Genomic DNA, 25,325 nt, shown 5'->3' on the forward strand with positions numbered 1-25,325 from the left:
AATATTGCAGTCCGTAAGAACAGGAAACAATTGACAGACCATCCGCTCTTCGATTAATATTTATTTATCAATAAATCAAATGGGGTGCAAAGCTGTTGGTCCGCGAGAGCAAAAAAGAACAAATCATCGATGGAGCCGTGGGCATCTTCGCGGAGCGCGGTTATTACAAGGCGACTACCGCACTCGTGGCCAAAGCGGCGGGGGTTACCCAGCCGTATGTGTTTCACTTTTTCAAGAACAAGGAAGAACTCTTCTTGGCCGTGATCGACCGTGCAATGAACCGGATGCGCGATGCCTTCAATCAGGCCGAGGCGCCGGCAGACCAGCTGACCGATACGATGGGCGGGGCGTTCATGGAAATTCTGGAAGCGCACCGGGACGAGACGCTGATGGTCATGCAGGCGTATGTAATCGCCGAGCCGCAGATCCGGGAGCATGTCCGCGGGAGATATGAGCTCATCTATGATACCATCTCGGCGAAGTATGTAGAATCGGGACTTCCGCCTTGCAGTGCGGCCGAAGCTGCCTCGAAGTTCATGGGCATGGGCCTGCTCATTACCGCTTCCGAGGTGCTGGGCCTGCCGCGGATCGCGTGTTTAGATTTAGAGGTGTAGTGCGTGCCGGTACGGTGCGTGCTGACATGGAGCGATGGCTTGGGTTGAGATTCAAGGTAAGGAGCCCGGGTGATTCCGTGAGGCCCTATTGTTCGGCCAGCATACATTCCTGCTTCATCTTCCACCACTCATTGCGCTAACCAAGGGTTACGGACAGGGCAGCAGACGCTGCCTTTTTCTAAAGAGATTCATTTATTTATCAATAAATAATAAAGTGGAAGGGATGGATGGGTGTTATGCAGGAAAAAATGGCCAAACAAGCATCGCTGCAGCTGGAGGAGCAGACATTGTTCAAAGGAGAACGGAAGTTTATACTTGTGGGGTTATTGGGTCTGGCCCTAGCCGTGCTGCTCCGGGTCCTGATCTTGTGGAAAGGGGCGGTTGTACTGCCGGAGGGAGACCTGGAAAGTGCCTTTTCGTTCAATGCCGCTCTTGGGATCTTCGTGCTGTCCATAGGTGCGGTCCTGCCTCTGAGCGGGATGAGGGAAGCAGGGAAGCGGAGGTTCCGCGTACTGTTTCTCTCCGGGGCGCTGTATGCTTACCTGATTGAGACGATCCAGCATCTCCGGGGCATCAACCCGCGCTTCTCGCAGGCGGGCTCGACTGTGGACTCGATCTTCGGGCTGCTGTTCGGGATTGACTCTATGCTGCTGATTCTGGCCACGATCCTGGTGGCGGTCCCTTTCTTCCGCCGCCGGCCTGCAGGGGACCGTACCCTGCTGGTCATCGGCATCCGGTATGCTTTCGTATCCACCATGCTGGCATTTGTGGCAGGCATAGCTATGATTGCTCTGCAAAGCCGTTTTACGGGCTCATCCGGCAACTTCATGGTGCTGCACGGACTCGGATTTCACGCACTGCAGACGGTGCCGCTTCTCGGCTGGCTGCTCGAATTCGACGGGGCGCAGTCCCGCCGCGCACGCAGGCTGCTTCATACCGGGGGGATTGCATGGAACCTGGGGGTTGTGCTGGTGGGCATTCAAACGTTCCTGGGATTCACGGTGTTCGAACCGAGCCCGCTTCCGCTGCTCGCCGCATTGCTGCTTCTGGTATGGGCAGCTGCAGCCGTAACGGCTTTCCTGCTCTGGCGCAGCCGGCCGGTCCGGCGGGAGAGGGAGGGAGGTGCGGCTCCGGCGGAAGGAAGGGCATGACGTGGAATCCGCGAGTATTGCACAAGCTTCATATGAATAAACCGGCTGCAGATTTCGGCGATGGTTCCGCATGGATGATCTGACGGTGGCATCATTCCAATCCTTTAGTAAGACTAGAAGAGGTGCGCACATGTATTCTTGGTTGTTTGCCGCAGCGGGGTTCGCAACCCCCTTTTGGCTGCTCATGATCTTCCTGCCGGGCTGGCGCGTTACGAAGTATTTGGCGGACCGTCAGGTGTTCCCGGTCCTGCTCGCCCTGCTGTATACGGTCGGTGTCGGTACTGCTGTCGTACAAGGAGGCTTGGGATTCGTCCGGGACTTCGGGTCGGAGGAAGGCGTCATCCGTCTTTTGGCCGCTCCGGAATTTGCCCTTATCGTATGGATACATATTCTCTGCTTCGACCAGGCCATCGGACACCGGATCTACCGGGAGAACATGGAGCATCGCGTCGTCCCGCTGCCCGTCCAGTCCATTCTTCTGTTCCTCACGCTGATGTTCGGCCCGTTCGGCTGGCTCCTGTATACGGGGCTGCGGGCGCTGCGGAGGCGGACTGCTTAACCGTATTGGGGGGAGCGTAAGGACGACCAGACCTGCTTGTCCCCCATAAAAATTCAAAAGCGCCATAGTCGCTCCCCCAGCGTCTATGGCGCTTTTGAATAGATAAGACTTATATCCCGCCAGGGCTCGATCCTGTCTTCTTAGATAAAGTAACCGGCAAGCAGCCGTTCTTGAAGATCCTGGAAGGAATTCGGGGAGAGGGGCTCGAAGTTATATGTAGAGGGAAGCGTAAACGATCATTGGGGAGGATACACATGAGTACTGTGGAAATCAGAAGACTGGCGGATTGTACGCTGAACGATGCCGTTCAGGCATGGAACCAGGGGTTCAGCGACTATTATATCGATATTCCCATGACGGCAAGCCTGTTCACTCGTGTGAAGTACGGTATCGAAGATATTCATCCTGACCATTCGTTCCTGGCTTATGTAGGCGGGGTGCCCGTAGGCCTGCTGCTGAACGGGATCCGAAGCATTCGTGGACGGAAGGTGGTCTGGAACGGCGGGACGGCGGTAGCCCCAGGCTTCCGGCGGCTGGGCGTCGGCCGGGAACTCATGACACGGACGCTGGAAGAATACAGGGCGCTGAGAGTAGATTCAGCCCAGTTGGAAGCGGTCTCACAGAATGAACGCGCGATCGCCCTCTACAAGCAGTTCGGCTACCGTACTGTGGAGACGCTCCATGTGTACGGGGGCGAGGTCGCGGAGGACGGCGGCCGTTCAACGGAGAAGCGCCCGCGTGAGGCTTCGGCGAATCGTGCCGGTGCCTATGTGCTGCGGCCGGCAAGCCCGCGGGAGGCTGCCGAGATGGCCTTCCATCCGGACCCGGTACCTTGGCAGATGCAGTGGGGCAGCGCGAAGGAAGGGCAGGCGGTGATCGCAGAGGATCCGGGGACGGGAAGGACGGCCGGCTATCTCTTGTACAGGAACGCGTACAACGAAGAAGGCAAACTGGCAGCGACTTCGATTCTGCAGTGCTGCACGGACGGAGGACGCCAGGATACCCAGGAGATTCTGCAGGTACTGCTCCGCAGTGTGCTGTCTGTCGGCGGGGCCCGCAGAGTGACCGCGAACGCCGTGCCGGATACGCAGCCTCATCTGATGAAAGCGCTGGATTCACTCGGACTGCAGCGGAAGATGCAGCAGGTGCATATGGCCTGCAGACCCTGCCAGGAGTAGAATGGTCCTCTAAGGGAACACCAGGCAGGCCTGCATCGTCTAATAGGCATGAAACCAACACGCGTACGTCTATGGCTGGCCGGTATTGCGGCCTTGTTCCTCGTCCTGTATTGTCCGGGGGGCTGGATGCTCCTCCCTCTAGGGTGTTTGGCAGCAGGCATCAAGCGAATCAGGAGTCGCCGCAAATTCGGGAAGCTTCTGATCGTGGCCGCCTTCCTTCTGTTCATCATCCCTTATCTGCTGCTGGCCTGGGTCTGGCTGCGGATGGAACCCATGGAGTTCGTCGATTAAGCGCAGCTTCGTCTGACAGAGCCTGCCGCGCTGCCGCAGAAGCAGCCTCTTGCATCGTGCGCCGTCTCCCGCTAAGCTTAGGGGTATAAAGAACGGCAACAGGAATGGAGACCAGGCACATCATGCATCCACCGAACGATCATGTCTTCTGTCTGCTTGAGCGCGAGATTGCGGTGTTCGTCCGCCGGGCGGAGGCCGCCAGAATCGCGCTGCTGAAGGACCACCAGATGGACCGCTCTACCTACCTGCTGCTTCAGGAGCTCAGCGGCAGGGGGCCGCTCGGCATCAAGGCCTTGGCGGAGGCGCTCTTGCTGGACATATCGACGGCGAGCCGGCAGACGGCGGCGCTGGAAGAGAAGGGGTATGTCGAGCGTATCACCGACCCGAGAGACGCGCGGTACAAGCTGCTGCGGATCACAGAGGAAGGACGCGTGCAGCTGGGCGGGATGGGCCGGACCCGGGCCGCATTCTACGCCGGGCTGCTCAAGGAATGGCCCGAGGAAGAAGCAAGGGCGCTTGGCGAGCTCATAGCCAAGTTCAACCGCACGACCGGTAAGTATATCGCAGGGTATCGGGCTGCGGAGGAAACGTAGGAAGCGAAGGGATGCCTTGCATCCCCACTCACTAGCAGCAAGAGATAGGAACACACGCTGCAGCATCGCAGCATAGCGAAGAAGCCGGTTCCCCAAGGGGCCGGCTTCTTCGCTATGGAATGATCGATGCCTAGGAGTAAGAGGGCGGTAAGGCACCCGCCAGCCAAGGGCGGCGGCGTCTACTTCTGCACCCGGAAGGTGACTGGATACGCTTTGACGCCGAACACGAAGGGGCTCGGAATCGGCACGAGTTCGGCTCCCGGCGTCAACTGCAGATCGCCGAACCGGCGGACGAGCTCTTCGAACGCGACCTTCGCCTCCAGACGGGCCAGCGGGGCGCCGAGGCAGAAGTGCGGGCCGAAGCCGAACGAGAGGTGGGGGTTCGGGCGCCGGTCCGGCCGGAACGCTTCGCCGTCCTCGAACTTGTTCTCATCCCGGTTCGCCGAAGCGACCCAGGAGACGACCTGGTCGCCGGCACGGATCGTCTGTCCGCCAATCTCCACATCCTGCGAGGCCACACGCCCGACGGCGAGAATCGGCGGATAGTAGCGGAGAATCTCCTCGACGAACGCGGGAACGCGATCAGGCTGCTCCCGCAGCAGGGTCTGCAGCCCAGGCTCTTCCGTCAGACGCCGTACACCGTTGGTAATGAGATTCGTCGTCGTTTCATTGCCGGCGACGAGGAGCAGCACCGCGAAGGAAATCACTTCCTCCTCGGTCAGCTGCTTCCCTTCGATCTCGGCTGCAAGCAGGGCGGAGAGGAGATCTTCCCGCGGCTCGGCGCGCCGCTCTTCCAGGATCTTGGAGAAATAGGCGCTGAGCTCGCCGGCCGCTTGGCCCCGCTCTTTCGCCATCCGGGCGAACGCTTCCTCGGTATTCTCGTCCACGCCCTTCACCAGAACGTCCGACCATTCCTTGAACAGCTTCCGGTCGCGGGTGGGAACCCCGAGCAGCTCGGCGATGATGATGACCGGCAGCGGGCCTGCCAGATCGTGCACCGTCTCGAGCGTGCCGCGTGAAGCGGCCTCATCGAGCAGGTCCGCCGTCACACTGCGGATATGCTCTTCGAGGGCATTGATCGCCTTGGGCGTGAAGGCTTTGTTAACGAGATCCCGCATCTGGGTATGTCTCGGGGGGTCCATGACCAGCAGGCTTTCCGTCCGCATATTCATTCCTCGGCGGGACGAGAAAGCGGCCGGATCCTTCAGCACGCGGTGCACATCGGAGTAGAGGAACAGATCCCATGCGCCGCGGTGCTCGTTGTACCGTACGGGCGTGTTCGCCCGGGCATCGCGGTAGAATTCAAACGGATTCAGCTGCTTGTGTACGGTATCGAGTTCTTTCATGGGAATGATGTTCGCATATTTTGCTTGGGAGCCGGTGTTCATTACAATTCCTCCTCTGGATCATATGGGAATAAATGCATACAGTTGCATTATACAACCTTGACTGCCGGCGGGCAAATGCACTGCCTTGACCCTGTGTGGAGAAGTGGCGTATCATCAGGGGGACAACAGACGAGGGAACGAACAAACCATAGAATGGAGCTGCCAAAGAATGAATATGGAAATGATCGGACGCGTGCTTGAGGCCGTCAGGGCCCGGAATCCTCTTGTTCACAATATCACGAACGTGGTGGTGACGAACTTCACCGCGAACGGGCTGCTGGCGCTGGGCGCTTCGCCGGTGATGGCTTATGCGGCGGAGGAAGTGGAGGATATGGCGAAGATCGCCGGCGCGCTCGTCCTCAACATGGGCACGCTCGACGAGACGGTTGTCCGGTCGATGCGGCTGGCCGGCCGTTCCGCCCGGGCGCATGGCGTCCCGGTCGTCTTCGATCCGGTCGGTGCGGGAGCGACCCCCTACCGGACAGAGACCGCCCGAAGTCTCGTGCAGGATCCGGGCGTCACGATCCTGCGCGGCAACGCGGGAGAAGTCGCGAGCGTGCTCGGCATCCCCTGGGGCATTCGGGGGGTCGATTCGGCAGGCGGCAGCGGGGAGGAGCTGGCCTCGCTTGCACGGCAGGCGGCCCGCTCTCTTGGCTGCACTGCCGTAGTGACGGGCCCGGAGGACTGGGTCAGCGACGGCGAACGCACCTGCCGCATCAGCGGAGGCACCCCGCTGCTCACCAAGGTGACGGGGACCGGCTGCCTGCTGACGTCGGTCATCGGTGCCTTCGCAGCCGTCGAGGAGGACAGCGTTCTGGCGGCGGCAGCGGCGCTGGCGTTCTATTCGGCGGCCGCCGAGAGAGCTCTGGCGCGGTCAGGCAGCAGCCGTCCCGGCACGTTCCAGACTGAGCTGCTCGATCAGCTGCATCTGACCGGCGCCGGGGATCTGCAGCCTGAAGGGGGAGAATCCCGTGTGACCCTGCTGTGACGGACCGCGTATGAAGCGGTGCGGGAAGTCCGAAAAAGGAAGTCTGGTAATGGTAGTCTGGTAATGGGAGTCTGGTAATGGAATTCCGGTAATGGAAGTCGGGGAAGGTAGTGCGGGATGGAGGACCGGAAATGGATGAGCTGGGCAATCGGTTCTTTCCTGCAAGGTCTGGAGTGAATAATCATTCCGCGGGAAGGGTAATAGGACAGGGTGCATTTTTCCGCTTTCATTCTATGTATAAAGGAGATGGAGCAAATGCCGATTCACCCAGCTTTAGAGCGGATTCTGGCGGCCATGCCGGCAGCAGGGGACGGAGCGCCTCCTACGCTGGCACAGATGCGGGCCGGGGCTGACTGGCAGGATCTGCATTCGGGAAGGCGGAGGGAAGTCGCCGCCACGGAGGACAGGCGTATCCCGGGCCCCGGAGGAGAGCTTCCCGTACGGATCTATACGCCGGAAGGCAAGGGGCCTTTTCCGTTGTTCCTATTCATCCACGGAGGCGGATTCGTGCTCGGCAGCATCGAGAGTCATGACAGCGTCTGCCGCAGCCTGGCCCATGCCTCCGGCAGCAAAGTCATCTCCGTGGAGTACCGGCTGGCGCCGGAGCATCCGTTCCCGGCAGCGACGGAGGATTGCTATGCGGCAGCGGAGTGGGTGTACGCTCACGCCGGGGAGCTGGACGGCATGTCCGGCCGGATCGCCATCGGCGGAGACAGCGCGGGAGGCAATCTGGCCGCCGCCGTCTGCCTCATGCGCAAAGAGCGGGGGAGACCGCCCTTGGCAAAGCAGCTCCTGCTCTATCCGGTGACGGATTTCCGCAGCTCGGAGGCTGCCGTTTATCCATCCCGGGCCGAGAACGGGGAAGGCAAGATGCTGACCTCCGGAATCATGGAGATGTTCCGGCAGTCCTACCTTCCCGCCGCAGGGGACGCAGCACATCCGCACGCCTCGCTGATGGGCGCGGGTGACTTGAGCGGACTGCCGCCGGCGATGGTGATCACAGCCGAGTACGATCCGCTCCGTGACGAGGGAGAACAGTATGCCGCGCGTCTCCGCGAAGCCGGCGTGCCTGCGGAGACGGTTCGCTGCGACGGGATGATCCACGGCTTCTTCAACCTGCTGGACGAAGAGCAGCTCAAGGAGATTTACCGCCCAGCGGCGGCATTCCTGACGGAGCTGCAGGTGAATTGACAGCCATATGGCCTGGCAGGCAAGCCGGTTCTCCTAGAGAACCGGCTTGTTTGGCTTGTCCAACAGGCGCAAGGCACAACTGGGCGGAAGCCGGGTATATTCGGCCGGTTCCCCTGCCGGGAGGAACCGGCGCACCGCGGAGACGCGAGCCTGAAGCGGGGCCAAAGGAAGCACAGCGAAGCGTATATACGCGACTGCAAGGGCCGCTTCCTTAATCTTGGCCGCCGGCGTGCGGCCGGGCAATGCGAGCTGGGTGAGCCGCACATTCGACAGCGCCTCATGGGGTAAGAAGCCGTCGGGCGGCTCCGGACGGCTTCTTACGGCTGCATGCTTATGTGTTGGGGTTCCCGCTGCCTTGAAGCTCGCAGAGCCTTACCGCTTCAACGCTTTGGCGGCCATTTGGACATCGCCCGCCAGATGCTGGTCCAGGTTATAAGCCGGGTAGCAGCCGCGTTCGTACAGGAAAGCGAAGACCTTGGCATGCAGGGCGATAGCAGCCAGCAGGTGGTACAGGAACGTGCCGTGCAGGATGGGAACATGGTCCGGGCCGGATTCGGTCTCCCGCTTAGAGTCGTACGAGCCGCCACTTCTGGGCGGCGGAGCCGTTATCCCAGGCGATCTGTACGTTCGTGCCGTCCCCGGTGCCTGCGCCTGCCACATCGAGCACTTTGCCGCTGTTCGGGTTGACGAGCTTGTAGGTGCCGTCCGGATTCGAGACGAACTGCCACTTCTGTGCAGCCGACCCGTTCGCTTCCCAGATCGCCACGTTCGTGCCGTCGGCGGTCCCCGCGCCGGCTACATCGAGCGCCTTGCCGCTGTTCGCATTGATGAGGCGGAAGGTGCCGTCGCCGTTGCTGAGGGTCTGCCACCGCTGGGCCCCTGTGCCGTTGTCGCTCCATACGTCTACATTCGCGCCGTTCGCCGTACCGGCCGAATACACATCGAGCGCTTTGCCGCTGTTGACGTTGATGAGCTTGTACGTGGCCCCGGAGACTACGCCGGAGGAGGAAGCCGGACGCTGATACACCCGGACGTAATCGACCTCCATCGTCTGGGGCAGCACGGTAGAGGCGGACGGATCGCCCGGCCAGTCGCCGCCTACGGCGAGATTCAGCAGCAGATGGAAGCGCTGGTTGAACGGCGCGGGCGAACCTCCGGCAGAGGAGTACCACTCGGAAGCGGAGCGGGTCTGGTACAGCTGGTTATCGACGTACCAGCGGATCTGGTCGGGGTCCCATTCCACCGCATACTCATGGAAGCCCTGGTTGGCGCTGTTGTTGGTGATGGTGTAGGAGTTATTGATATACTTCCAAGGGTTGCCAAAATGCAGCGTGCCCCACACTTTCTGCGACGAGGCGGATGCGGATTCCTTGCCGACCATCTCCATGATGTCGATCTCCCCGCTGACGGGCCAGGTGCCGTACACATTGTCGGTAGGCAGCATCCAGATCGCCGGCCAGATGCCCTGCAGCTGCGCAGGGTCTCCCGCCGGCAGCTTGGCCCGAATCACCATCCGGCCGTAGGTCCAGTCTCCTTTGTTCTTCGTTACGAGGCGGGCGGACGTATAATTGCGGCCGCCGAACGATTCCTGGATCGCCTTGATGACCAGCCGGCCGTCCTGGATGTAGGAGTTTTTGCGGGAATCGGTGTAATACTCTCGTTCGTTGTTGCCCCAGCCCCCGTTGTGGCCGGTGCCGATATCGTAAGACCATTTGGCCCCGTCGGGGCCGGACCCGTTCGCGCCGCTGAATTCGTCGTTCCATACCATGTTCCAGGCATCGGTCGGTGCGGCACTCACCGGAGCGGGGGCGGGAGCGGACAGGCCGGCGGCGAGTAAGGCGGCCATGGTTATGGTTTTGAAGATACGGGACATCAAGGGTTCCTCCTTTGGAATGGGAAAGTCGGTTATCCAAGAATTAAAGCGGTTACATATCAGGCTGCGCGTCACCTCCTTTCTAATATTATAAGTAGCTGCGGGCCCGCGCCGACAGGTTCCAGAGTTAAGGTGCGGTCGCGGGATTTCAGGTGCGGTGGGACGGCAGCTGAGCGGCTGGGGTTGATTTTACTTTGGAATATGGAATATTCTAGAAGGGGCTGAACGCCTGGCCTATCCATACCGATACGGAAAGCCGAGGTGGAGAAACGGTGGAGAAACGGCTGGTTAAAGGGGCGGTGTACAGCTTCCTGCTCGGGGCTTGTCTGGCGATATTGTTCATTCCCGACAGCAAAACCATAACCGCTGCGAACGGCAGCATCAGCACGACGACTATGATACCTGTAGCGGAGTACCTTATCCAAGTGGTCCGGTTCGCCGTCAAGGTCATGTTCGGCACGCTGATCGCGCTGTGGTTATTAGATCTTTGGCGCCTCGACCGAGGGGAGATGTATGCGTTCGCCGCAGGCATGGTCAAATCGTTCATTGTCGTCTCCTTGTTCATTGTCCTGGTCGTTCTTATAGCGAATTGGGTAAGATAGCGAATCACATTATTCCGCCGGAGGACCTCCTATGCCTGCGCAAGTTGCAATCGAATATATCACTACGCTCGATCCGGTGATGAGGGAGGAGCTGGCCGAACTGCTCATCGCCGTGGTGGACGACGGCGCCTCCGTAGGCTTCCTGCCGCCTGTGCAGCGCGAGGACGCAGGCCGTTATTGGGATGGCGTCCTGGAGCCGGGCGTCCATCTCTGGGTCGCCCGGATCGGCGGGCGCATCGCCGGGACGGTGCAGCTGCAGTTGGCCGGGAAGGCCAACGGCGCCCACCGGGCCGAGATTGCGAAGCTGATGGTGCATCCGCACAGCCGCCGCCAAGGGGCGGCACGCCTGCTCATGTTAGAAGCGGAGCGCGAAGCGGCGGAGCTTGGACGGGAGCTGCTGGTCCTCGACACACGGGAGGGCGATCCCTCGAACCTGCTGTATCTCTCGCTCGGCTGGACCGAGGCCGGCCGGATCCCGGAATACGCCATTTCGGCCGGCGGCCGCCGGGATGCGACCGTGTTCTACTACAAGGGGATCTAGAAGAAAGTGGCACGGATGTTTAACTCCTGCAGGAGCGGGTAAGTTCTAAGGGAAGGCATCCATCACACTACCCAACCTGAGGAGGGAACAACATGGTAACCAAAAAAACACTGCTGGCAACCGTTGCTCTCGGAGCCGCTTATCTTCTGAAGAATAAGGAGTCCCGCGACAAGCTCATGAATCAGTTCAAAGCGTTCGCCGCTCCTTCGACGAAGGGGAAAGCCTAGGGCCCGCCAGAGGGATCCCGCTCTACCTGATACGCCAATAAGCTTTGCCGGAAGCCGCGCCCAGCGCGGTTTTTTGCTGTTACAGAATTTGTGAAATTTTGGGGTGGAGCTTGTTTTCCGCCTTGTTTTTCTCTTGGTCAGGTAGGAGCCAAGCAGAGAGTAGACAGAGGGAATGGGCATGGGGTGGAAGAGCGTAGCGACCGCCTTTAAAGTCATGTGACTACCGCTAGAACATAAATTCAAGTCCACAGGATTTTAACAGCGGCTGGAACCCCATACCCATCCCCCCACGCACAAACGTTTGGACAAGCACGCGAAAGGACCGCCGGCATACGGACGGCTTTTCTTGCTGCTGCGGCGTGCCCGGAAATTCACTCTGCTTCTCCATGCTCAGCCGGACACCCCGGTTGCCGGTACCAAGCCCGGCTTCCCATCCCGCAACATCCCGGCGGATCTCCCGCATGACAGCCCGCATGACTGGGGTAACTGGTCACATGACGGAGCGGAGAGGTACGATGAAAGCAGTAGAGAACAGGAATCGGAGGGGACAGCATGGAGAAGGTCAAGACGTATGATGTCATCATTGTGGGAGCGCGCGTAGCCGGTTCCTCCCTCGCATATGAGCTGTCGAAGAAGGGGATGCAGGTGCTGCTTCTGGAGAAAGGGAGCCTGCCCAGCGATACGCTCTCGACGCATAATTTCTTCAATAACTCGGTGGCGATGCTGAGGGAGATGGGGGTGCTGGACCGGCTGCTGGCCAGCGGTGCCCCTCTGTACCGGAGGGCCCGGGTCCAGTTCGAGGATGCGGTGATCGACGGAGATTACCCGGAGGTCGACGGGGAGCAGGGCTGCCTGTGTGTCCGCCGCACCCACCTGGATCTGGCGCTGTTCGAGCTGGCGGCAGGCATGGAGGGCGTGACTGCCCTGCAGGGCTTCCGCGTGACGGACACCGTGACGGAGAACGGGACCGTCTGCGGCGTAACCGGCAGTCATAAGGACGGCCGCGTGCAGACGTTCCGGGCGCGCCTCGTAGTTGGGGCGGACGGGAGGCATTCGAAGGTCCGGACGCTGGTGAACAGCAGGCGTATACACGCTGTGCCTACGGATTATGCCTCTTATGTCGCGTATTTCGAAGGCTACCGGCAGGAAGGCGAGACCTGCGTCGAGTTCTACAAGCGGGGCGACAAACTGGCGATCATCTTCCCGACGAGCGACGGCCTCGCCGTCGTAGGGCTGATGTATCCGCTTGAAGACGGAGAGTGGAACGGAAGGTTCGCCGCTCATGCCGAGACGGCCTTCCGCGGGCTGGCAGCGGAGGCGTTCGCGCACCTGAGCTTCCCGCAGCGGCTCGCGGAGTCCCGGCTGAGCGGCCCGGTCCGCGGACTGCCCGGATACGACAACGACTGGTTCGAGGCCATGGGCCCCGGCTGGGCGCTGATCGGCGATGCGCTGTCCTTCAAGGACCCGGCCGTGGGCCAAGGCATGCACGATGCGCTGTACGGCAGCCGGGTGCTTGCAGACGTGCTGGCGTCGCAGTCGGACTGGGGCGCCGCATGGGGGGCGATGGGGGAAGCGTATTCCGAGAGGATGGAGGCCAAGACGATGACCCGCTTCGGTATGGCCTGCCTCTACACGAAGAACGTGCCGTTCACGGCCGAACAGACGGCGGTCTTTCATCTGATCGGCTCTCATCCGGCGGCGACCCGGGCGTTCCTTGGGATCTACAACTATGCCAATGAGCCGCACGATCTCGAACGGATCGTCGGAGAGCTGCTCCAGCCGCAGGGCGGGTAGGTCCACAATGATAAATAGGCTCCAATAACAAGCAGCGGCAGGGAATGGACGTGTGAAGAAAGTCCATTCCCTGCCGCTGTTTCATCGCACTAGTGTTCCGCGACTCCCCGGCAAGTTCCGATATAGGCCTGCTGCACTCATGTTCCTGATCATCATAACGCGCTCTTCGCCTTGGGGAAGAAGAGAAACTTCTGCCCAATAAACCCGATGGCTGCAGCAAGCAGGCTGACCCATGGGGACATATACAGCGAGGGCAGCTGATCCTTCAGCAGCATCCCGGCCATGACCGCAAGGGAGGTGAAGACACATAAGATGAGCCACATTCCGATCCAATACTTCCGGTCATCTTTTTTGAATACCGACTTCTTGAAGGTAAGGAACAGTGCGGCTACAAGTATGTTGGCTATCGGAATGTTGATCAGGACAAGCGATAGGTCGAACCCCTGTGCATTCGTTCCCGATTCTGTTGCGAGCAGCACGATACCGCTCAGCGCATGGCCTGCTAACATCCAAGTCAGCAGATTCCAGAAGATAAGTCCCTGCCAATGCACGTGCTCTTTCCATGCGGGACGCGGTATTTCCTTAATCAGCTCGTTACAGTAGGCTTCCGGATCGTCGCCGAAGACATCCTGGGCACAGCGGCCCTCCTCCTGCGCCTCCACCAGATGGACAGCCATCTCAAGCAGCAGCTCATCTCCTTTACGCTGGCTGATCCGGCTGCTCCGCAGGTATAAGATCATATCTCCCAAATAACGCTCATTATCCGGATGCAGCTGCCCGCGCAGCTTATTGATATCCTCAATCGTTTGCTTGTGATTCATCGCCCGTCCCCCTTCGACAGCACATGATCGACACTGATCTTCAAATGCTTCCAATGCTCCTGAAACTGCTGCAGGACCAGCTCCCCCTCGGGGGTTAAGCGATAGTACTTGCGGGGCGGTCCGCCCGACTTGTCGGCTGCCTTCATATAACCGGTAATCCATTGCTCCTTCTGCATGCGAAGGAGAAGCGGATAAATACTCCCCTCGCTTACGAACTCAAATCCGCTCTCCGCAAGAATGGAGTATAACTCATAGCCATATACCTCCCGAGAATCGATGATGGACAGCAGGCAGCCTTCGAGTATCCCCTTTAACATTTGACTATACGTGGAAATGACAGTCACCTCGACATTTAGATAAAACTACATTGTTTTGCAAGGTAGCGGGCCCAAAATATACATCCTCCTACTATATGGCTATGCAATATAGTTTACAGCAAGAATTTTACAATTTCAATAGGTCATTTCCTTTCCTGCGCCCAAAGCACTAACTGCTCGTCAATGCAAAAAAAACAGCCGGTCCCGTGGCCGGCTGCTTGCAGCACATGTTTCCCGTTACTCTCTGCTCGAACGAGTAGTTCAATAATTGTCATGTCTGCTGATAATGAACTGCAGTAATCAAGCAATCTCTGCACAGAAATGCGTAGTAAATCCCCTCACTGTCATCAGCTTGTTCCATATCCACTTGCCCGATAAATCTCATCGTATCTGAACAGGAGCAGCAAGCAGGATATTCCGCATCCTGAATCCAGGCCGGATGACCGCCAATATGAGAAGTGGTTGCCTCAAGCGAGCAATCAGCCCCATCGTAGGTTGGCATTAATCCTTCCATGAGTACCAGGGTACGCCATGTCTGCTCTTCAACCGGATCGCTTTCCGAAGGCAAGCAATCAGGGATGTGATTATATTCACTCCACGAATAAGCGCCATCCAGGTCCACTTTCATACATATGGTGCCATAGCAGCTGCAGTACATGCAGGTCGCGATCCTTAGCCGCTGTCCGGGAAGATCCATAAACCGCAGCAATGGATCCTCCAAATGGCAATCAAGCAGCACTGTCAGCTTCGCATCACACCAAGGACATACCTGGTCACTCTTTTGAAGAGCGGCTACTGCAGACCGAGCCGGCTCCTCTTCCCCGTGCCCATCCCCGCACACTTTGAAATGATATCTTTGGGGGTGAAACAGAAGCCGCTTGCGGCCGCCGCAATCCAATTCCCATCCGGCTGTATGTGCATAGTTCTCTGGCGGTATATATAACTGAGATGCCCATTGGGGCGGGTTTCGTCTCCATTCTGCAAAAAGCTGACTGACTTCTTCGTCACCAATCCAGGCCAATGCAACCAGCAGCTCATTGCGGTTAGTCGAATCCCGATCCACGAGAGAAATGAGCCCATCACGAATCGTCGGTCCTGCTTCCTTGTAAAGGATGCCAGGATCATACTCTCCGCTGTGATAATAGGCATCAATCCCTCGCTCAATACGAGCGTTTGTATAGCATACCAGTGACAACAGAACCGCTGCGGCTTCATCGACGTCCCCTTCATCCATTAAGGCGATGGCATAAGTTTCCAATCTCTCTTTTTCGGAATCGGTCAGTTGACGATACAGCTCCCGGGCGCTTTTGTGGTAGGGCAGCTCATTTTCAAGTGGGTTGTACGTCCGCGGGGCATGCATGATTGTAAGAATCTCGACGGGATCCGTTACGCCTGCATACCGATCAACATCTTTCCGATTTTGTAAAAGGTAAGCTTTTTTCTCCAACGCTACAATCTTCTGATGACATGGCATGCAAATCCCGCCAGTCTTTAATGCCGTTGCGGGAAGTATGGCTGCCGCGCAGCCGGGAGTCCGGCAGGGCAGACGATCGCTCAACGTATCCTCACCACCTTGTGTTAGTTGTTCCGCTGCTGATCACTCTCGTTACTCATTTCTATCTTCCCAGCCATATGCAGCATTAGGAATCCATTGGACGCTCATCCAGCTTCCGGAGGAAGTCCAGCACACGCTGCACCAGCAGCGTCGTACGACGGCAGACTCGAACGCGTCAATTCCCTTCGTCCGTCCCAGCGCATGGTGGAATAGAACAACCTCGGCCATACTTCTTCTTCTCCCATAGGCAAAGTAAGATCAACAATCAGAGTTCATGCAGCGTAACTTCACTGCGAATCAGGAACCGGGCATTGATACCGGCCTGGCCGATCCCTTTGGAGATGTAGAACTTGCCATGAGATCCGGAGTGCAGTCCCTTGTAAATCCCCTCGGTTACTAGTTTGCCTTTGCCTAAGAAGGGGAACAACAACGGCACGTTGAACTGCATGCCGTGGAAATGACCCGCCATGAAGTAAGTATACTTGCGGTGAATATGCAGAACAAGATTGGGGTCATGGGTCAGGACGAGGATCGGCCGACTTGGATCAACGTCTTCAAAGGCCGTATCCACCTTGCTGTGTTTGCTGCTCAAATCATCGATGCCGACAATCTGAAAGTGATCGATGACTGTGGACTGATTGGTAAGGACCTTGATCCCTGCGCTCTCGAGAATCCGGATAAGCTGACTTAAGGCGGCGGGGTTCAGACGATGATCATGATTCCCGAGCACGGCAAAAACAGGAACGCCGGGTTTCGCAATCGCTTGGGCATACCGCTGCACCTTTCGCAAATGCCTTGGTTTTTGGGTGTAGTCTCCCGTAAGAACAATATAATTCGGAGCTTCTTTTCGGATCAGACGGGTCAATCTTGCGGGACTAATGCGCAGTCGCTCCACATGAAGGTCGCTAATCTGAAGAACTCGGATGCCAAGCCCGCAAGGGCAGCGGACACGTTCCACCTTGAGCCATTGCGTCGGAAAGATCAAGAGGAGATAGAAGACGGCACAGAGTATCAAAAGAATAAAAAGGCTCATGGATCCAATCCTTTACGCAGTTGGATAACCCCCCTTACGCGATCATGGAAGAGGGGGGGCAGTGCAGCGAATTCTCCAAGTCTAGCATTACTTACTATACCATAATGTAACTATGGGATCGAAAAGGATCCTGGGAATATCGCCCTGCGAAGCTTCGGGAGAATATTCGGATGAGCATGAACACGTTAAATTGTTGGTAACTGTAAAACAAAGAATATAACTTATCAGGGCCATGCTCCTGTTCATTGCATTACCGAATCATGTGACTGCATTCGTCGAGGGCAGGATTACAATGGGGAGGCTCGGATTGTTTACTCAAAACGCGGGCTGGATCGATCCCGGCTTCCAATTTGGCTGGATAAACATCCTGACTGTGTACAAGTGAAATAAGGTATTGCCGATGACGAACTGCTTTGCTATATTTATTAATAGTAATTATTACTATTACATGATTGGGAGGATAAGTATACCATGCGTGTCATTGTTACACTTGCCTGCACAGAAACCGGTGAGCGGAATTATACAACATCGAAGAACAAGAAAACACATCCAAACCGATTGGAGTTGAAAAAATATTGCCCGCGTTTGAAAAGGGCCACACTTCACCGGGAAACGAGATAAGATAGGGGGCCAATGAGCAGCAATGGAAACAAACAAAATACCAGTTACGGTGCTGAGCGGCTATTTAGGCTCCGGCAAGACAATTGTGCTGAACCACGTATTAAACAATCGGCAAGGACTTAAGGTTGCTGTAATTGTCAATGACATGAGCGAAGTTAACATCGATGCCGACCTCATACGGGAAGGCAGTGATTTATCCCGCACGGAAGAGAAGCTTGTAGAGATGTCGAACGGCTGCATCTGCTGCACGCTGCGGGAAGATTTGCTTCGGGAGGTGGAACGGCTCGCAAAGGAAGGACGGTTCGATTATATTCTCATCGAATCGACGGGGATCAGTGAGCCCGTGCCTGTCGCCCAGACTTTAACGTATGTGGACGAAGAGAACGGGATCGACCTGTCCTCTTACTGCCGTCTCGACTGTATGGTTACGGTAGTGGATGCCTATCGGTTCTGGCACGACTTCTCTTCCGGGGAAAGCTTGCTCGAGCGCAAGCAGGCACTTGGTGAGGACGATACCAGGGAAGTTGTCGACCTGCTCATCGAACAGATCGAGTTTTGCGATGTGCTGCTGTTGAACAAATGCGATCTTGTAAAGTCTAAGGAGCTGGACGAATTGGAACAGGTGCTGCGCAAGCTGCAGCCGCGAGCGAAGCTCATACGGACAACGCGAGGCGAAGTGACTCCGGCAGATATCTTAAACACCAGCTTATTTGATTTTGAGGAGGCAAGCCAGTCGGCCGGATGGCTGAAGGAGCTGCGCGAGATGAGCCATACGCCGGAGACCGAGGAATATGGCATCCGTTCCTTCGTCTATCGGAGGCAAAGGCCATTCCATCCGGAACGGCTTGCGGCCTTCCTTGAGGATTGGCCGGTCGAGGTCGTCCGTGCCAAAGGCATCCTCTGGCTGGCAAGCCGCAATGAGATTGGAGCGAGTATCAGCCAGGCAGGACCATCCATTCAATTTGGTGCGTCCGGCTACTGGGTAGCGGCGCTGTCTGAGGAGGAAAAACGGCAGACGCTTAGCGAAGAGCCAACGCTATTGGACAACTGGCACCCGTTGTGGGGCGATCGGATGACGGAGCTCGTTTTCATCGGAATCGATATGCAGCAGGATGACGTGGTTCGCAGTCTGGATCAGTGTCTCCTGTCGGAGGAGGAAATGGAGTCGGACTGGAGTACGTTCCATGATCCGCTGCCGGCTTGGCCGCAGCAGGAGTCATCCTGTGAACTCACACCTGAGATAGGGCTTGAACCAATACGATAAGGAAACGAGCGTTGTCACGTATATGCACCGTTTTCCGAAAAAGACTCACACCACCGTACATGCGGGTCTGAGCAGTTTTATCTCAGTGGAGTTAGAGGAAAAGGCTGGGAAAAAATGAATTGACGCTATCGTAAATGATGGCTATAATTTTAATCGTAAGTATTACTATTTATCTTGTGCTAGGGAAAATTATGACGAGAGGGTAATTGTGATGAACCGGGAAATCAGCTTTATAAAGTGTAATCCCACACAAAATATGACCATTCTTGTGAAGACAGACCAGCCGGTGGAGGAGTATGCAAATATCGCTTCCAAAATTATGGCCTATGACAGTGTATATGCGGAACAAGTAGGCTTCATTAGGAAGCCGAAAAAGCTTGAGGCTGCAGCTTACCTGCAAATGGCTGGGGGTGAATTTTGCGGCAATGCTTGTATGGCACTAGCGGCTTATCTCGCTTCAAAGGAAGGAATTCAACCCAATCGGTTGACAGAGATTACTCTCGAAGCTTCAGGTACCGATCATTTGGTCATTTGTCAGGTAAAGCAGTCCGCAGAGCAGTTTCATTGTCACCTCTCGATGCCTTTCCCCAACAAGATCGAGCAACGAATCATTATGTATGAGGGTATGGAATTAGATATTGCCATTGTGAGGTATACCGACTTCATTCACATAGTGATGGAGGTGGAAGCTTTTACTGATACCGCGCGGGAGAGGGCGCAATCTTTAGCCAGGCTGTTGGGAGTGACGCTGGGAGCGAATTTGATCGGAATCCTGTTGTACAACACGAATACCAATGAAATGGCTCCACTGATTTATGTCCCGCCTCTTGACAGTATGATTTGGGAAAGAGGCTGCGGATCGGGTACGGCCTCTGTAGGAGCCTATTTGGCATGGAAACATGGCGGCCCTATTACTGCACCCATTAGACAGCCCGGTGGCACAATTCAGGTCACTGCGCAATGCGATAACGAAGGGATGACCAGCCTTGCCATTGATGGAGTGGTCGGAATCGTTGCTGAAGGCAAAGCTTATGTAGAAATATAATGCACATCGTCCAACAGGGACGGCGAGGCCGTTTATCTTGTGTGTAATCATTCATGCATAATGGAGGGTGAACATGAAGACTCAAGAAAATGTGGAATTGCTATTGTCTGAATTTTCAGAACGATTTATCCATTTGATCCAAAAATATGACGGTACAATCCATCACAGCGTGGAGCTTGAGAGGACGATCGATCAATACTCCGCATTTATTACAAATGAAGCCAATACAGAAGCCTGGGAACAAATCATTCTAAATGAGTCCGGTGATATGGATCAGCTTGTTGCCGACTTGCGGAGACACTCCGCAAGATGTGTGGGGATCATGGAAAAATATCGTGCTTTGAAGCTGCTGAGCGGGAATACGGAGATGACGGACTACTTTCAAAATATAGAGTCCTGCATCGAAGAAGAGTTTGGAGGATTCCGGCTGACCGCTGAGTCCAAAGTATTGATGATAGGCTCAGGCGCTTTTCCAATGACCCCTTTGTACATAGCCAAGCAAACGGGTGCGTCAGTGGTTGGTATTGATATTGACGATGAGGCTGTCGAGCTCGGACGACGGGTTGTAGAACGACTGGGTAGCGGTCTGCCGATCATGCTGGCGAAAATCTTTGTGGAAAACCTTGAATATACCAAAAATGCGACGCATATCATTTTCAGTTCCACCGTTGAGAGCAAGTATGATCTCTTGGATCAATTGTATTCCCTGACCAATGAACAAGCGGTTGTGGCGATGAGATATGGAGACCAGCTGAAATCGCTGTTCAACTATCCCATGAAAGATGTGGACGAGCGAAAATGGAGGCTGGCCGAAGTCATTATACGTCCTGAGCATGTATTTGATATCGCCTTGTATGCGAAAGTATAGTTGGGGGGTTCCTATTAAATGAGCAGCTTAAACCGGGTATTGATTCTGGGTACGGGTCCTGCGTCCGTACAGCTTGCCGTCACGCTAAAAAACAAACTGAACTGCTATATCGGCATTGTCGGGCGGCAGTCTGTTCGTTCCGAGCCATTCTTTACGGCGCTCAGGCAAAGCAACCAGGAAGTTCGTGCAGAGATTCAAAATGAAAAGCATCGACAGATGCAGGGCGATTGTATCGTAGATCAAGTCTTTCAGGGATACGAAAGCATTACGGGACAATGGGATACGCTGATCCTCGCGGTCACGACGGATGCTTACGTTGCTGTGTTGAAAAAAACCAAACCAGAGCTTCTAAAGCAGGTCGAAAGCATGCTGCTGCTGTCTCCGACCTTCGGCTCCAACAGTCTGGTACGCCATTATATGAAGGACATTCAACCCTCCGTTGAGATTATCAGCTTCTCAACCTACTCAGGTGATACACGCTGGGCGGGTGAGAAACCGTCTGATCATGTGATAACGACGGCTGTGAAGAAAAAAGTGTTCATCGGCTCGACGCACGGTCGATCCCCTGTGGTCTCGAGCCTTTGCGAGCTGTATGGAATGCTGGGTACCACGCTGGAGGTCATGGGATCGCCCATGGAGGCGGAATCCAGAAATATCTCGTTATATGTACACCCTCCACTTTTTATGAATGAGTTTTCACTTGGCGCTGTATTTGGAGAGGCTGATACCAAGAAGTATGTGTACAAAATGTTCCCGGAAGGCCCCATCACGCAAGGCTTGATTCGCGACATGCTCGCGGCGTGGAAAGAAATGATGAGCCTCCTCGATTCGCTGCGCTTCGAGGGAATTAACTTACTTAAGTTTATGACAGACGATAATTACCCGGTCCGATTGGAGAGCCTGTCTCGTCATGATATTGAGAACTTCGTCCACTTGGAGACCATTCATCAAGAATATTTATTGTACATACGGTATACCTCGTTGTTAATCGACCCCTTCTCGGAGCCGGACCAGGATGGAAGATATTTCGACTTTTCCGCTGTTCCGATCCGACAGATTTTTGTGGACAGGGAAGGGTACTGGGATATCCCGCGTATGCCCAAGGAGGACTATTACCGGATCAAAATCATTCAGGGCATAGCAAGGCACTTGAAGGTTAAGAGTCCCACCATCGACAAGTTCATTGCGACGTACGAGGGGAGATTGCTGTCGGCCTCTGAGGCCCTTCAAGGCCAGAGGTTGTCAAGTGCATTTGCCGTACAGAGCTTTGAAGAAGATTTGAAGATGATATGCACCGAGATCGGTAAGCAGAATGAGCTGTTGGAGGAACTGAAATGAAAAGAGCATGGGTCGCACTAATCACAGGATGTACAGTATTTACAATGCTTCTGGCAGGATGCGGCGGTACGCAAACCGCATCGAAGGAGTCCCCCAAAGAAATAGTATACGCAGCGGCAAAAGACCTGATCGATATGAATCCTCATGTATATGCAGGCTCCAATTCGGCACAAGGAATGGTCTTTGAATCCCTGGTTGAAAATACGGAAGAGGGATTCAAGCCATTGCTGGCAGAATCCTGGGAGATATCCGGCGACGGGAAGGTATATACCTTTCGTCTCCGAAAAGATGTGAAGTTCCATGACGGTGAGCCCTTCAATGCGGAGGCCGTAAAGAGGAATATCGAGGCTGTACATAGGAACGCAGCGAAGCATGCCTGGATTAAGCTGTCAACCAAGATCGTTCAATGTAATGTCATCGATCCGCATACCGTTCAACTGGTTCTCTCGGAACCTTACTACCCCGCGCTGCTTGAACTGTCCTTCACCAGACCTTACGTCTTCGTCTCGCCCAAAAACTTCATCCATGGGGAAACCAAGGATGGTCTGAATGGCTATCATGGTACGGGCCCTTATAAGCTTGCCGAACATAAAGTCGATCAATATGCCGTATTCGAAGCCAACGAAGCTTACTGGGGCGGAGCGCCACGAGTGAAGAAAATAACAGGCAAGGTTCTTCCCGCCGGCGAAACGACTTTCCTGGCACTGCAGAAAGGGGAGGTAAACTTCGTATTTACGGATGATCGCGGCACCGACAGCATCGATGTAGAAGCCATGACCCAATTGACCAAGTCCGGCAAATATCAAATTGCGAGAAGTAAGCCGATGAATACGAAATTGATCGTGGCGAACAGCAGCAAGATAAACAGTCCGATTCATGAGACGGCGGTTCGTCAGGCGGTCTGGCATGCGATTGACCGGGAGACCATCAGCAAGCAAATTTTCAAAAGTACTGAACCGGCGGCCTACACCCTGTTCTCTTCCAACGTCAAATACGCCGATGTCGACTTGAAGAAACGAGGCTACGATCCCGAGTCTGCCCAAAAACTGCTGGATCAGGCAGGCTGGAGTCTTGGCAATGGCCAAGAGGTTAGAACCAAGAACGGCAGCAGCCTGTTGATGAAGCTTTATTACGATTCGAATTCATCTTCCCAGAAAACGCAAGCGGAATTGATTCAGCATGCATTGAAAAAAATCGGGATTGGGCTGGAGATCCTCGGAGAGCAGTCGACTTCCATCGCCAAGCGCAGGTCCACAGGCGATTACGAGTTATTGTTCAACCAAACCTGGGGTCTTGCATACGACCCGCAAAGTACCGTTGCTGCCTTTACCAGCGAATCTTCTTATCTGCATACAACCAAGGGCATCGCGCAGGCAGACGAGCTATACAAGAAAATCAATCAGGTTACGGTGTCCATGGATGACAATACCCGCAAGTCGTTATATGCGGACATCTTGAACATCGTTCACGAAGAGGCTGTCTTTATTCCACTTACCAATGGCAGTGTCACGGTCGTCGCTCCCAAAGCGCTGCAGGGTGTTGGATTTAAGCAAACCCAGTTTGAGCTGCCTTTTGAGAAGATGTATTTTGAATAATTAGAAGAAAGGGGTTATTCCCCTTTCATTGATTAGAAAGCGGGATTGCCATGGGCCGGTATATTGCCAAGCGGGGATTATTATCGATCCCTCTGATGATCATCATCTCGTTCCTGACGTTTATTCTCATTCATATGTCTCCTATGGACCCGGCCGAGGTAGTTCTGGAAGCGCAAGGCGTTCCCCAGATCACGGCGGAGCTTATCGCCCAGACCAAAGCGGAGCTCGGATTGGATCGACCGTTCCTGATCCGGTATGTTCAATGGCTGATGGACTGCTTGCAGCTTAATTTCGGGAATTCCTACGTCACCGGCGAGCCGGTATGGTTCATGCTCGGCCCGGCACTTTTGAACACACTGAAGCTTACGCTGGCATCGGTCATTGCCATCATTGCGTTATCGATGACTCTCGGCGTGGTCTGCGCTTTGAAGGAGGGCCGCTTGTTGGATCAATCGGTCAGGGGCGTTTCCTTTTTTCTGACCTCCATGCCGTCCTATTTACTTGCGGCACTGATGATCTGGTATTTTTCCGTAAAGCTGGATCTGCTGCCGACCAGCGGGATGGACTCTTACCAAAGTTATGTGCTGCCGGTCATTATCATTGCGATCAACTATGCCGGCACCTACTTCCGAATCATTCGAAGCTCCATGATAAGCAATTTACATCAGGACTACGTTCTGTATGGAAGGGCCTGCGGGTTACCGGAGACGAAGATAACGATGCATATCATTCGGAATTCTCTGCTGGTGGCCATTTCCGTATTTTGCATGGCGGTACCGATTATTCTGGGCAGCACGGTTGTTGTGGAGAATGTGTTTGCTTGGCCGGGGTTAGGCAGTCTAAGCGTTAATGCGATCCTGAGCAGGGATTTTCCTATTATTCAGGCGTATGTATTGGTGGTAGCCGTCGCATTTGTCCTGTTCAACACCATCTCGGATATTGTCAATGCGGCGATGAACCCGAAATTAAGAAGGGATCTTTAGTATGAACCTATTGAGGCAGATCATCAAAGACAAGCTGGCTGCGGTGTCCTTGTCCATCCTTGCGATCACGGTTGTGGTCGGAATATTGGCCCCATGGTTTGCGCCGCATGATCCCCATGAAGTCAATATGGAACTGAGATATGCGGACCCGACATGGGGATTTCTGCTGGGCAACGATCATCTGGGAAGATGCGTGCTTTCCCGGCTGATCTTCGGTATCCGTCCCAGCGTGCTGTGGGTGCTTGCAGCGTTGGCCTTGTCCGTAGGTATCGGAGCGGTTCTGGGGTTTATCGCCGGCTACTTCCGGGGGAGAACGGATACGGTTCTCATGAGAGTATGTGATGTCATGCTTTCATTCCCGGGATATGTCATGACCCTGGCACTGATCGGAATATTGGGGGTCGGTCTTGAGAATATTCTGATTGCTTTCGTTTTGAGCAAGTGGGCCTGGTTCGCCCGGATTATACGAACATCGGTTATGCAGGTGTCGGAATCGGATTATGTCAAGTACTCCAAGGCGATTGGCGTCGGTCACTTTACTATCATGGTAAGGCATATTGTGCCGGTATCCTTTCCAGACATTGCGGTGATTTCCAGCAGCTCCTTTGGTTCGATGGTATTGCAAATCTCCGGCTTTTCCTTCCTTGGGTTAGGCATACAGGCTCCCCATGCAGAATGGGGCATGATGCTGAACGAGGCTAGGGAAGTGATGTTCTCGAGGCCGGAGATCATGCTCGCGCCCGGCTTGACCATCATCATCATCGTATCGGCCATCAATTTCTTGTCCGATGCCCTTCAGGTTGCTTTGGATCCGAAGCTGATGACCTCCAAAGACAAGCTTCAAGCTCAGGCAGCGGCCGCGGATGTGAAACTTCAAGGGAGAGAGGTGGCTTAG

The 25,325-nt window shown here is 55.4% G+C and carries 26 protein-coding genes and 1 pseudogene; 21 read left to right on the forward strand and 6 right to left on the reverse strand.

Annotated elements, in window-relative coordinates; all coding sequences use genetic code 11:
* Positions 1-95 precede the first annotated feature (95 nt).
* The 6 genes from O9H32_RS17265 (at position 96) to O9H32_RS17290 (ending at position 4,386) form a co-directional block, all read left to right on the forward strand.
* Positions 96-614, forward strand: a complete 519-nt coding sequence (locus tag O9H32_RS17265) for a TetR/AcrR family transcriptional regulator (RefSeq protein ID WP_269867363.1) — start codon at positions 96-98, stop codon at positions 612-614.
* A 248-nt stretch (positions 615-862) separates the two neighbouring features.
* Positions 863-1,765, forward strand: a complete 903-nt coding sequence (locus O9H32_RS17270; RefSeq protein WP_269867364.1) for a hypothetical protein — start codon at positions 863-865, stop codon at positions 1,763-1,765.
* Positions 1,766-1,895: 130 nt separating this feature from the next.
* Positions 1,896-2,324: an ABA4-like family protein gene (locus O9H32_RS17275; RefSeq protein ID WP_269867365.1), complete on the forward strand. Its 429-nt coding sequence runs from the start codon at positions 1,896-1,898 to the stop codon at positions 2,322-2,324.
* 254 nt (positions 2,325-2,578) lie between these two features.
* Positions 2,579-3,502 carry a GNAT family N-acetyltransferase gene (locus tag O9H32_RS17280; protein ID WP_269867366.1) on the forward strand — a complete coding sequence of 308 codons (924 nt, stop codon included), beginning with the start codon at positions 2,579-2,581 and terminating at the stop codon, positions 3,500-3,502.
* Positions 3,503-3,550: 48 nt separating this feature from the next.
* Positions 3,551-3,793: a hypothetical protein gene (locus O9H32_RS17285; protein ID WP_269867367.1), complete on the forward strand. Its 243-nt coding sequence runs from the start codon at positions 3,551-3,553 to the stop codon at positions 3,791-3,793.
* A gap of 122 nt (positions 3,794-3,915) precedes the next feature.
* Positions 3,916-4,386 (forward strand): MarR family winged helix-turn-helix transcriptional regulator, encoded by a 471-nt coding sequence (locus O9H32_RS17290; protein ID WP_269867368.1) that lies wholly within the window; start codon positions 3,916-3,918, stop codon positions 4,384-4,386.
* A 179-nt stretch (positions 4,387-4,565) separates the two neighbouring features.
* Here the strand turns inward: O9H32_RS17290 and O9H32_RS17295 are convergent, their stop codons facing one another.
* Entirely contained in the window at positions 4,566-5,774 is a 1,209-nt protein-coding gene (locus O9H32_RS17295; RefSeq protein WP_269867369.1) for a cytochrome P450, read from the reverse strand.
* A 169-nt stretch (positions 5,775-5,943) separates the two neighbouring features.
* Here O9H32_RS17295 and thiM point away from each other — a divergent pair, with 169 nt between their 5' ends.
* Both thiM and O9H32_RS17305 read left to right on the forward strand, forming a co-directional pair.
* A complete protein-coding gene (thiM, locus tag O9H32_RS17300; protein WP_269867370.1) occupies positions 5,944-6,762 on the forward strand; it encodes a hydroxyethylthiazole kinase in 819 nt (272 codons plus the stop codon).
* Between the two features lie 255 nt (positions 6,763-7,017).
* Positions 7,018-7,953 (forward strand): alpha/beta hydrolase, encoded by a 936-nt coding sequence (locus O9H32_RS17305; protein WP_269867371.1) that lies wholly within the window; start codon positions 7,018-7,020, stop codon positions 7,951-7,953.
* Positions 7,954-8,518: 565 nt separating this feature from the next.
* Here the strand turns inward: O9H32_RS17305 and O9H32_RS17310 are convergent.
* The gene (locus O9H32_RS17310) at positions 8,519-9,826 is read right to left on the reverse strand and encodes an RICIN domain-containing protein (RefSeq protein ID WP_269867372.1); all 1,308 of its coding nucleotides are present in this window, start codon (positions 9,824-9,826) and stop codon (positions 8,519-8,521) included.
* 272 nt (positions 9,827-10,098) lie between these two features.
* On the opposite strand from O9H32_RS17310, the gene O9H32_RS17315 reads away from it, so the two are divergent.
* The 4 genes from O9H32_RS17315 (at position 10,099) to O9H32_RS17330 (ending at position 12,990) form a co-directional block, all read left to right on the forward strand.
* Entirely contained in the window at positions 10,099-10,428 is a 330-nt protein-coding gene (locus O9H32_RS17315; protein WP_269867373.1) for a hypothetical protein, read from the forward strand.
* A 31-nt stretch (positions 10,429-10,459) separates the two neighbouring features.
* Complete coding sequence (locus tag O9H32_RS17320) at positions 10,460-10,969, forward strand: GNAT family N-acetyltransferase (protein ID WP_269867374.1); 510 nt, start codon at positions 10,460-10,462, stop codon at positions 10,967-10,969.
* 92 nt (positions 10,970-11,061) lie between these two features.
* A complete protein-coding gene (locus tag O9H32_RS17325) occupies positions 11,062-11,196 on the forward strand; it encodes a hypothetical protein (protein WP_269867375.1) in 135 nt (44 codons plus the stop codon).
* 552 nt (positions 11,197-11,748) lie between these two features.
* The gene (locus O9H32_RS17330) at positions 11,749-12,990 is read left to right on the forward strand and encodes an NAD(P)/FAD-dependent oxidoreductase (protein ID WP_269867376.1); all 1,242 of its coding nucleotides are present in this window, start codon (positions 11,749-11,751) and stop codon (positions 12,988-12,990) included.
* A gap of 152 nt (positions 12,991-13,142) precedes the next feature.
* Here the strand turns inward: O9H32_RS17330 and O9H32_RS17335 are convergent, their stop codons facing one another.
* The 4 genes from O9H32_RS17335 to O9H32_RS17350 all read right to left on the reverse strand — a co-directional run bounded on the left by O9H32_RS17335 (position 13,143) and on the right by O9H32_RS17350 (position 16,716).
* Entirely contained in the window at positions 13,143-13,811 is a 669-nt protein-coding gene (locus O9H32_RS17335) for a DUF1129 family protein (RefSeq protein ID WP_269867377.1), read from the reverse strand.
* Positions 13,808-14,128: a PadR family transcriptional regulator gene (locus O9H32_RS17340; protein WP_269867378.1), complete on the reverse strand. Its 321-nt coding sequence runs from the start codon at positions 14,126-14,128 to the stop codon at positions 13,808-13,810. Before O9H32_RS17340 ends, O9H32_RS17335 begins: the two co-directional genes overlap by 4 nt.
* Positions 14,129-14,399: 271 nt before the next feature.
* Positions 14,400-15,686 carry a DUF1963 domain-containing protein gene (locus tag O9H32_RS17345; protein ID WP_269867379.1) on the reverse strand — a complete coding sequence of 429 codons (1,287 nt, stop codon included), beginning with the start codon at positions 15,684-15,686 and terminating at the stop codon, positions 14,400-14,402.
* 262 nt (positions 15,687-15,948) lie between these two features.
* The gene (locus tag O9H32_RS17350) at positions 15,949-16,716 is read right to left on the reverse strand and encodes a metallophosphoesterase (RefSeq protein WP_269867380.1); all 768 of its coding nucleotides are present in this window, start codon (positions 16,714-16,716) and stop codon (positions 15,949-15,951) included.
* Positions 16,717-16,960: 244 nt separating this feature from the next.
* On the opposite strand from O9H32_RS17350, the pseudogene O9H32_RS32915 reads away from it, so the two are divergent.
* From O9H32_RS32915 to cntC, 9 genes and pseudogenes are all read left to right on the forward strand, one after another.
* Positions 16,961-17,065 (forward strand): annotated as a pseudogene (locus tag O9H32_RS32915) (dCTP deaminase domain-containing protein); the annotation flags it as partial.
* Between the two features lie 122 nt (positions 17,066-17,187).
* Positions 17,188-17,337 (forward strand): 50S ribosomal protein L33, encoded by a 150-nt coding sequence (gene rpmG, locus O9H32_RS17355; RefSeq protein ID WP_269867381.1) that lies wholly within the window; start codon positions 17,188-17,190, stop codon positions 17,335-17,337.
* Between the two features lie 22 nt (positions 17,338-17,359).
* Positions 17,360-18,601: a GTP-binding protein gene (locus O9H32_RS17360; RefSeq protein WP_269867382.1), complete on the forward strand. Its 1,242-nt coding sequence runs from the start codon at positions 17,360-17,362 to the stop codon at positions 18,599-18,601.
* A 211-nt stretch (positions 18,602-18,812) separates the two neighbouring features.
* Positions 18,813-19,646, forward strand: a complete 834-nt coding sequence (locus O9H32_RS17365; protein WP_269867383.1) for a diaminopimelate epimerase — start codon at positions 18,813-18,815, stop codon at positions 19,644-19,646.
* 73 nt (positions 19,647-19,719) lie between these two features.
* On the forward strand, positions 19,720-20,514 hold the full coding sequence (locus O9H32_RS17370; RefSeq protein ID WP_269867384.1) for an SAM-dependent methyltransferase: 795 nt from the start codon (positions 19,720-19,722) through the stop codon (positions 20,512-20,514).
* An 18-nt stretch (positions 20,515-20,532) separates the two neighbouring features.
* Positions 20,533-21,852, forward strand: a complete 1,320-nt coding sequence (locus O9H32_RS17375) for an opine metallophore biosynthesis dehydrogenase (RefSeq protein WP_269867385.1) — start codon at positions 20,533-20,535, stop codon at positions 21,850-21,852.
* The gene (cntA, locus tag O9H32_RS17380; RefSeq protein WP_269867386.1) at positions 21,849-23,447 is read left to right on the forward strand and encodes a staphylopine-dependent metal ABC transporter substrate-binding lipoprotein; all 1,599 of its coding nucleotides are present in this window, start codon (positions 21,849-21,851) and stop codon (positions 23,445-23,447) included. The genes O9H32_RS17375 and cntA overlap by 4 nt, the downstream gene beginning before the upstream one ends.
* 50 nt (positions 23,448-23,497) lie before the next feature.
* Positions 23,498-24,430: a nickel/cobalt ABC transporter permease gene (opp1B, locus tag O9H32_RS17385; protein ID WP_269867387.1), complete on the forward strand. Its 933-nt coding sequence runs from the start codon at positions 23,498-23,500 to the stop codon at positions 24,428-24,430.
* Between the two features lies 1 nt (position 24,431).
* Positions 24,432-25,325, forward strand: a complete 894-nt coding sequence (gene cntC, locus O9H32_RS17390; protein WP_269867388.1) for a staphylopine uptake ABC transporter permease subunit CntC — start codon at positions 24,432-24,434, stop codon at positions 25,323-25,325.

It is taken from the genome of Paenibacillus caseinilyticus, assembly GCF_027533645.1.
GTDB classification, from domain to species: Bacteria; Bacillota; Bacilli; order Paenibacillales; family NBRC-103111; genus Paenibacillus_G; species Paenibacillus_G caseinilyticus.

Bases quoted from the DNA above. Each gene is read 5' to 3' on its own strand.
- O9H32_RS17370 (WP_269867384.1), top strand. From the start codon at position 19,720: ATGAAGACTCAAGAAAATGTGGAATTGCTATTGTCTGAATTTTCAGAA.
- O9H32_RS17275 (WP_269867365.1), top strand. From the start codon at position 1,896: ATGTATTCTTGGTTGTTTGCCGCAGCGGGGTTCGCAACCCCCTTTTGG.
- O9H32_RS17350 (WP_269867380.1), bottom strand. From the start codon at position 16,716: ATGAGCCTTTTTATTCTTTTGATACTCTGTGCCGTCTTCTATCTCCTC.
- O9H32_RS17280 (WP_269867366.1), top strand. From the start codon at position 2,579: ATGAGTACTGTGGAAATCAGAAGACTGGCGGATTGTACGCTGAACGAT.
- O9H32_RS17360 (WP_269867382.1), top strand. From the start codon at position 17,360: ATGGAAACAAACAAAATACCAGTTACGGTGCTGAGCGGCTATTTAGGC.
- O9H32_RS17290 (WP_269867368.1), top strand. From the start codon at position 3,916: ATGCATCCACCGAACGATCATGTCTTCTGTCTGCTTGAGCGCGAGATT.
- O9H32_RS17325 (WP_269867375.1), top strand. From the start codon at position 11,062: ATGGTAACCAAAAAAACACTGCTGGCAACCGTTGCTCTCGGAGCCGCT.
- O9H32_RS17335 (WP_269867377.1), bottom strand. From the start codon at position 13,811: ATGAATCACAAGCAAACGATTGAGGATATCAATAAGCTGCGCGGGCAG.
- cntC (WP_269867388.1), top strand. From the start codon at position 24,432: ATGAACCTATTGAGGCAGATCATCAAAGACAAGCTGGCTGCGGTGTCC.
- thiM (WP_269867370.1), top strand. From the start codon at position 5,944: ATGAATATGGAAATGATCGGACGCGTGCTTGAGGCCGTCAGGGCCCGG.
- opp1B (WP_269867387.1), top strand. From the start codon at position 23,498: ATGGGCCGGTATATTGCCAAGCGGGGATTATTATCGATCCCTCTGATG.
- O9H32_RS17295 (WP_269867369.1), bottom strand. From the start codon at position 5,774: ATGAACACCGGCTCCCAAGCAAAATATGCGAACATCATTCCCATGAAA.
- O9H32_RS17285 (WP_269867367.1), top strand. From the start codon at position 3,551: ATGAAACCAACACGCGTACGTCTATGGCTGGCCGGTATTGCGGCCTTG.
- O9H32_RS17340 (WP_269867378.1), bottom strand. From the start codon at position 14,128: ATGTTAAAGGGGATACTCGAAGGCTGCCTGCTGTCCATCATCGATTCT.
- O9H32_RS17365 (WP_269867383.1), top strand. From the start codon at position 18,813: ATGAACCGGGAAATCAGCTTTATAAAGTGTAATCCCACACAAAATATG.
- O9H32_RS17270 (WP_269867364.1), top strand. From the start codon at position 863: ATGGCCAAACAAGCATCGCTGCAGCTGGAGGAGCAGACATTGTTCAAA.
- O9H32_RS17305 (WP_269867371.1), top strand. From the start codon at position 7,018: ATGCCGATTCACCCAGCTTTAGAGCGGATTCTGGCGGCCATGCCGGCA.
- rpmG (WP_269867381.1), top strand. From the start codon at position 17,188: ATGCGTGTCATTGTTACACTTGCCTGCACAGAAACCGGTGAGCGGAAT.
- O9H32_RS17330 (WP_269867376.1), top strand. From the start codon at position 11,749: ATGGAGAAGGTCAAGACGTATGATGTCATCATTGTGGGAGCGCGCGTA.
- O9H32_RS17375 (WP_269867385.1), top strand. From the start codon at position 20,533: ATGAGCAGCTTAAACCGGGTATTGATTCTGGGTACGGGTCCTGCGTCC.
- O9H32_RS17310 (WP_269867372.1), bottom strand. From the start codon at position 9,826: ATGTCCCGTATCTTCAAAACCATAACCATGGCCGCCTTACTCGCCGCC.
- O9H32_RS17320 (WP_269867374.1), top strand. From the start codon at position 10,460: ATGCCTGCGCAAGTTGCAATCGAATATATCACTACGCTCGATCCGGTG.
- cntA (WP_269867386.1), top strand. From the start codon at position 21,849: ATGAAAAGAGCATGGGTCGCACTAATCACAGGATGTACAGTATTTACA.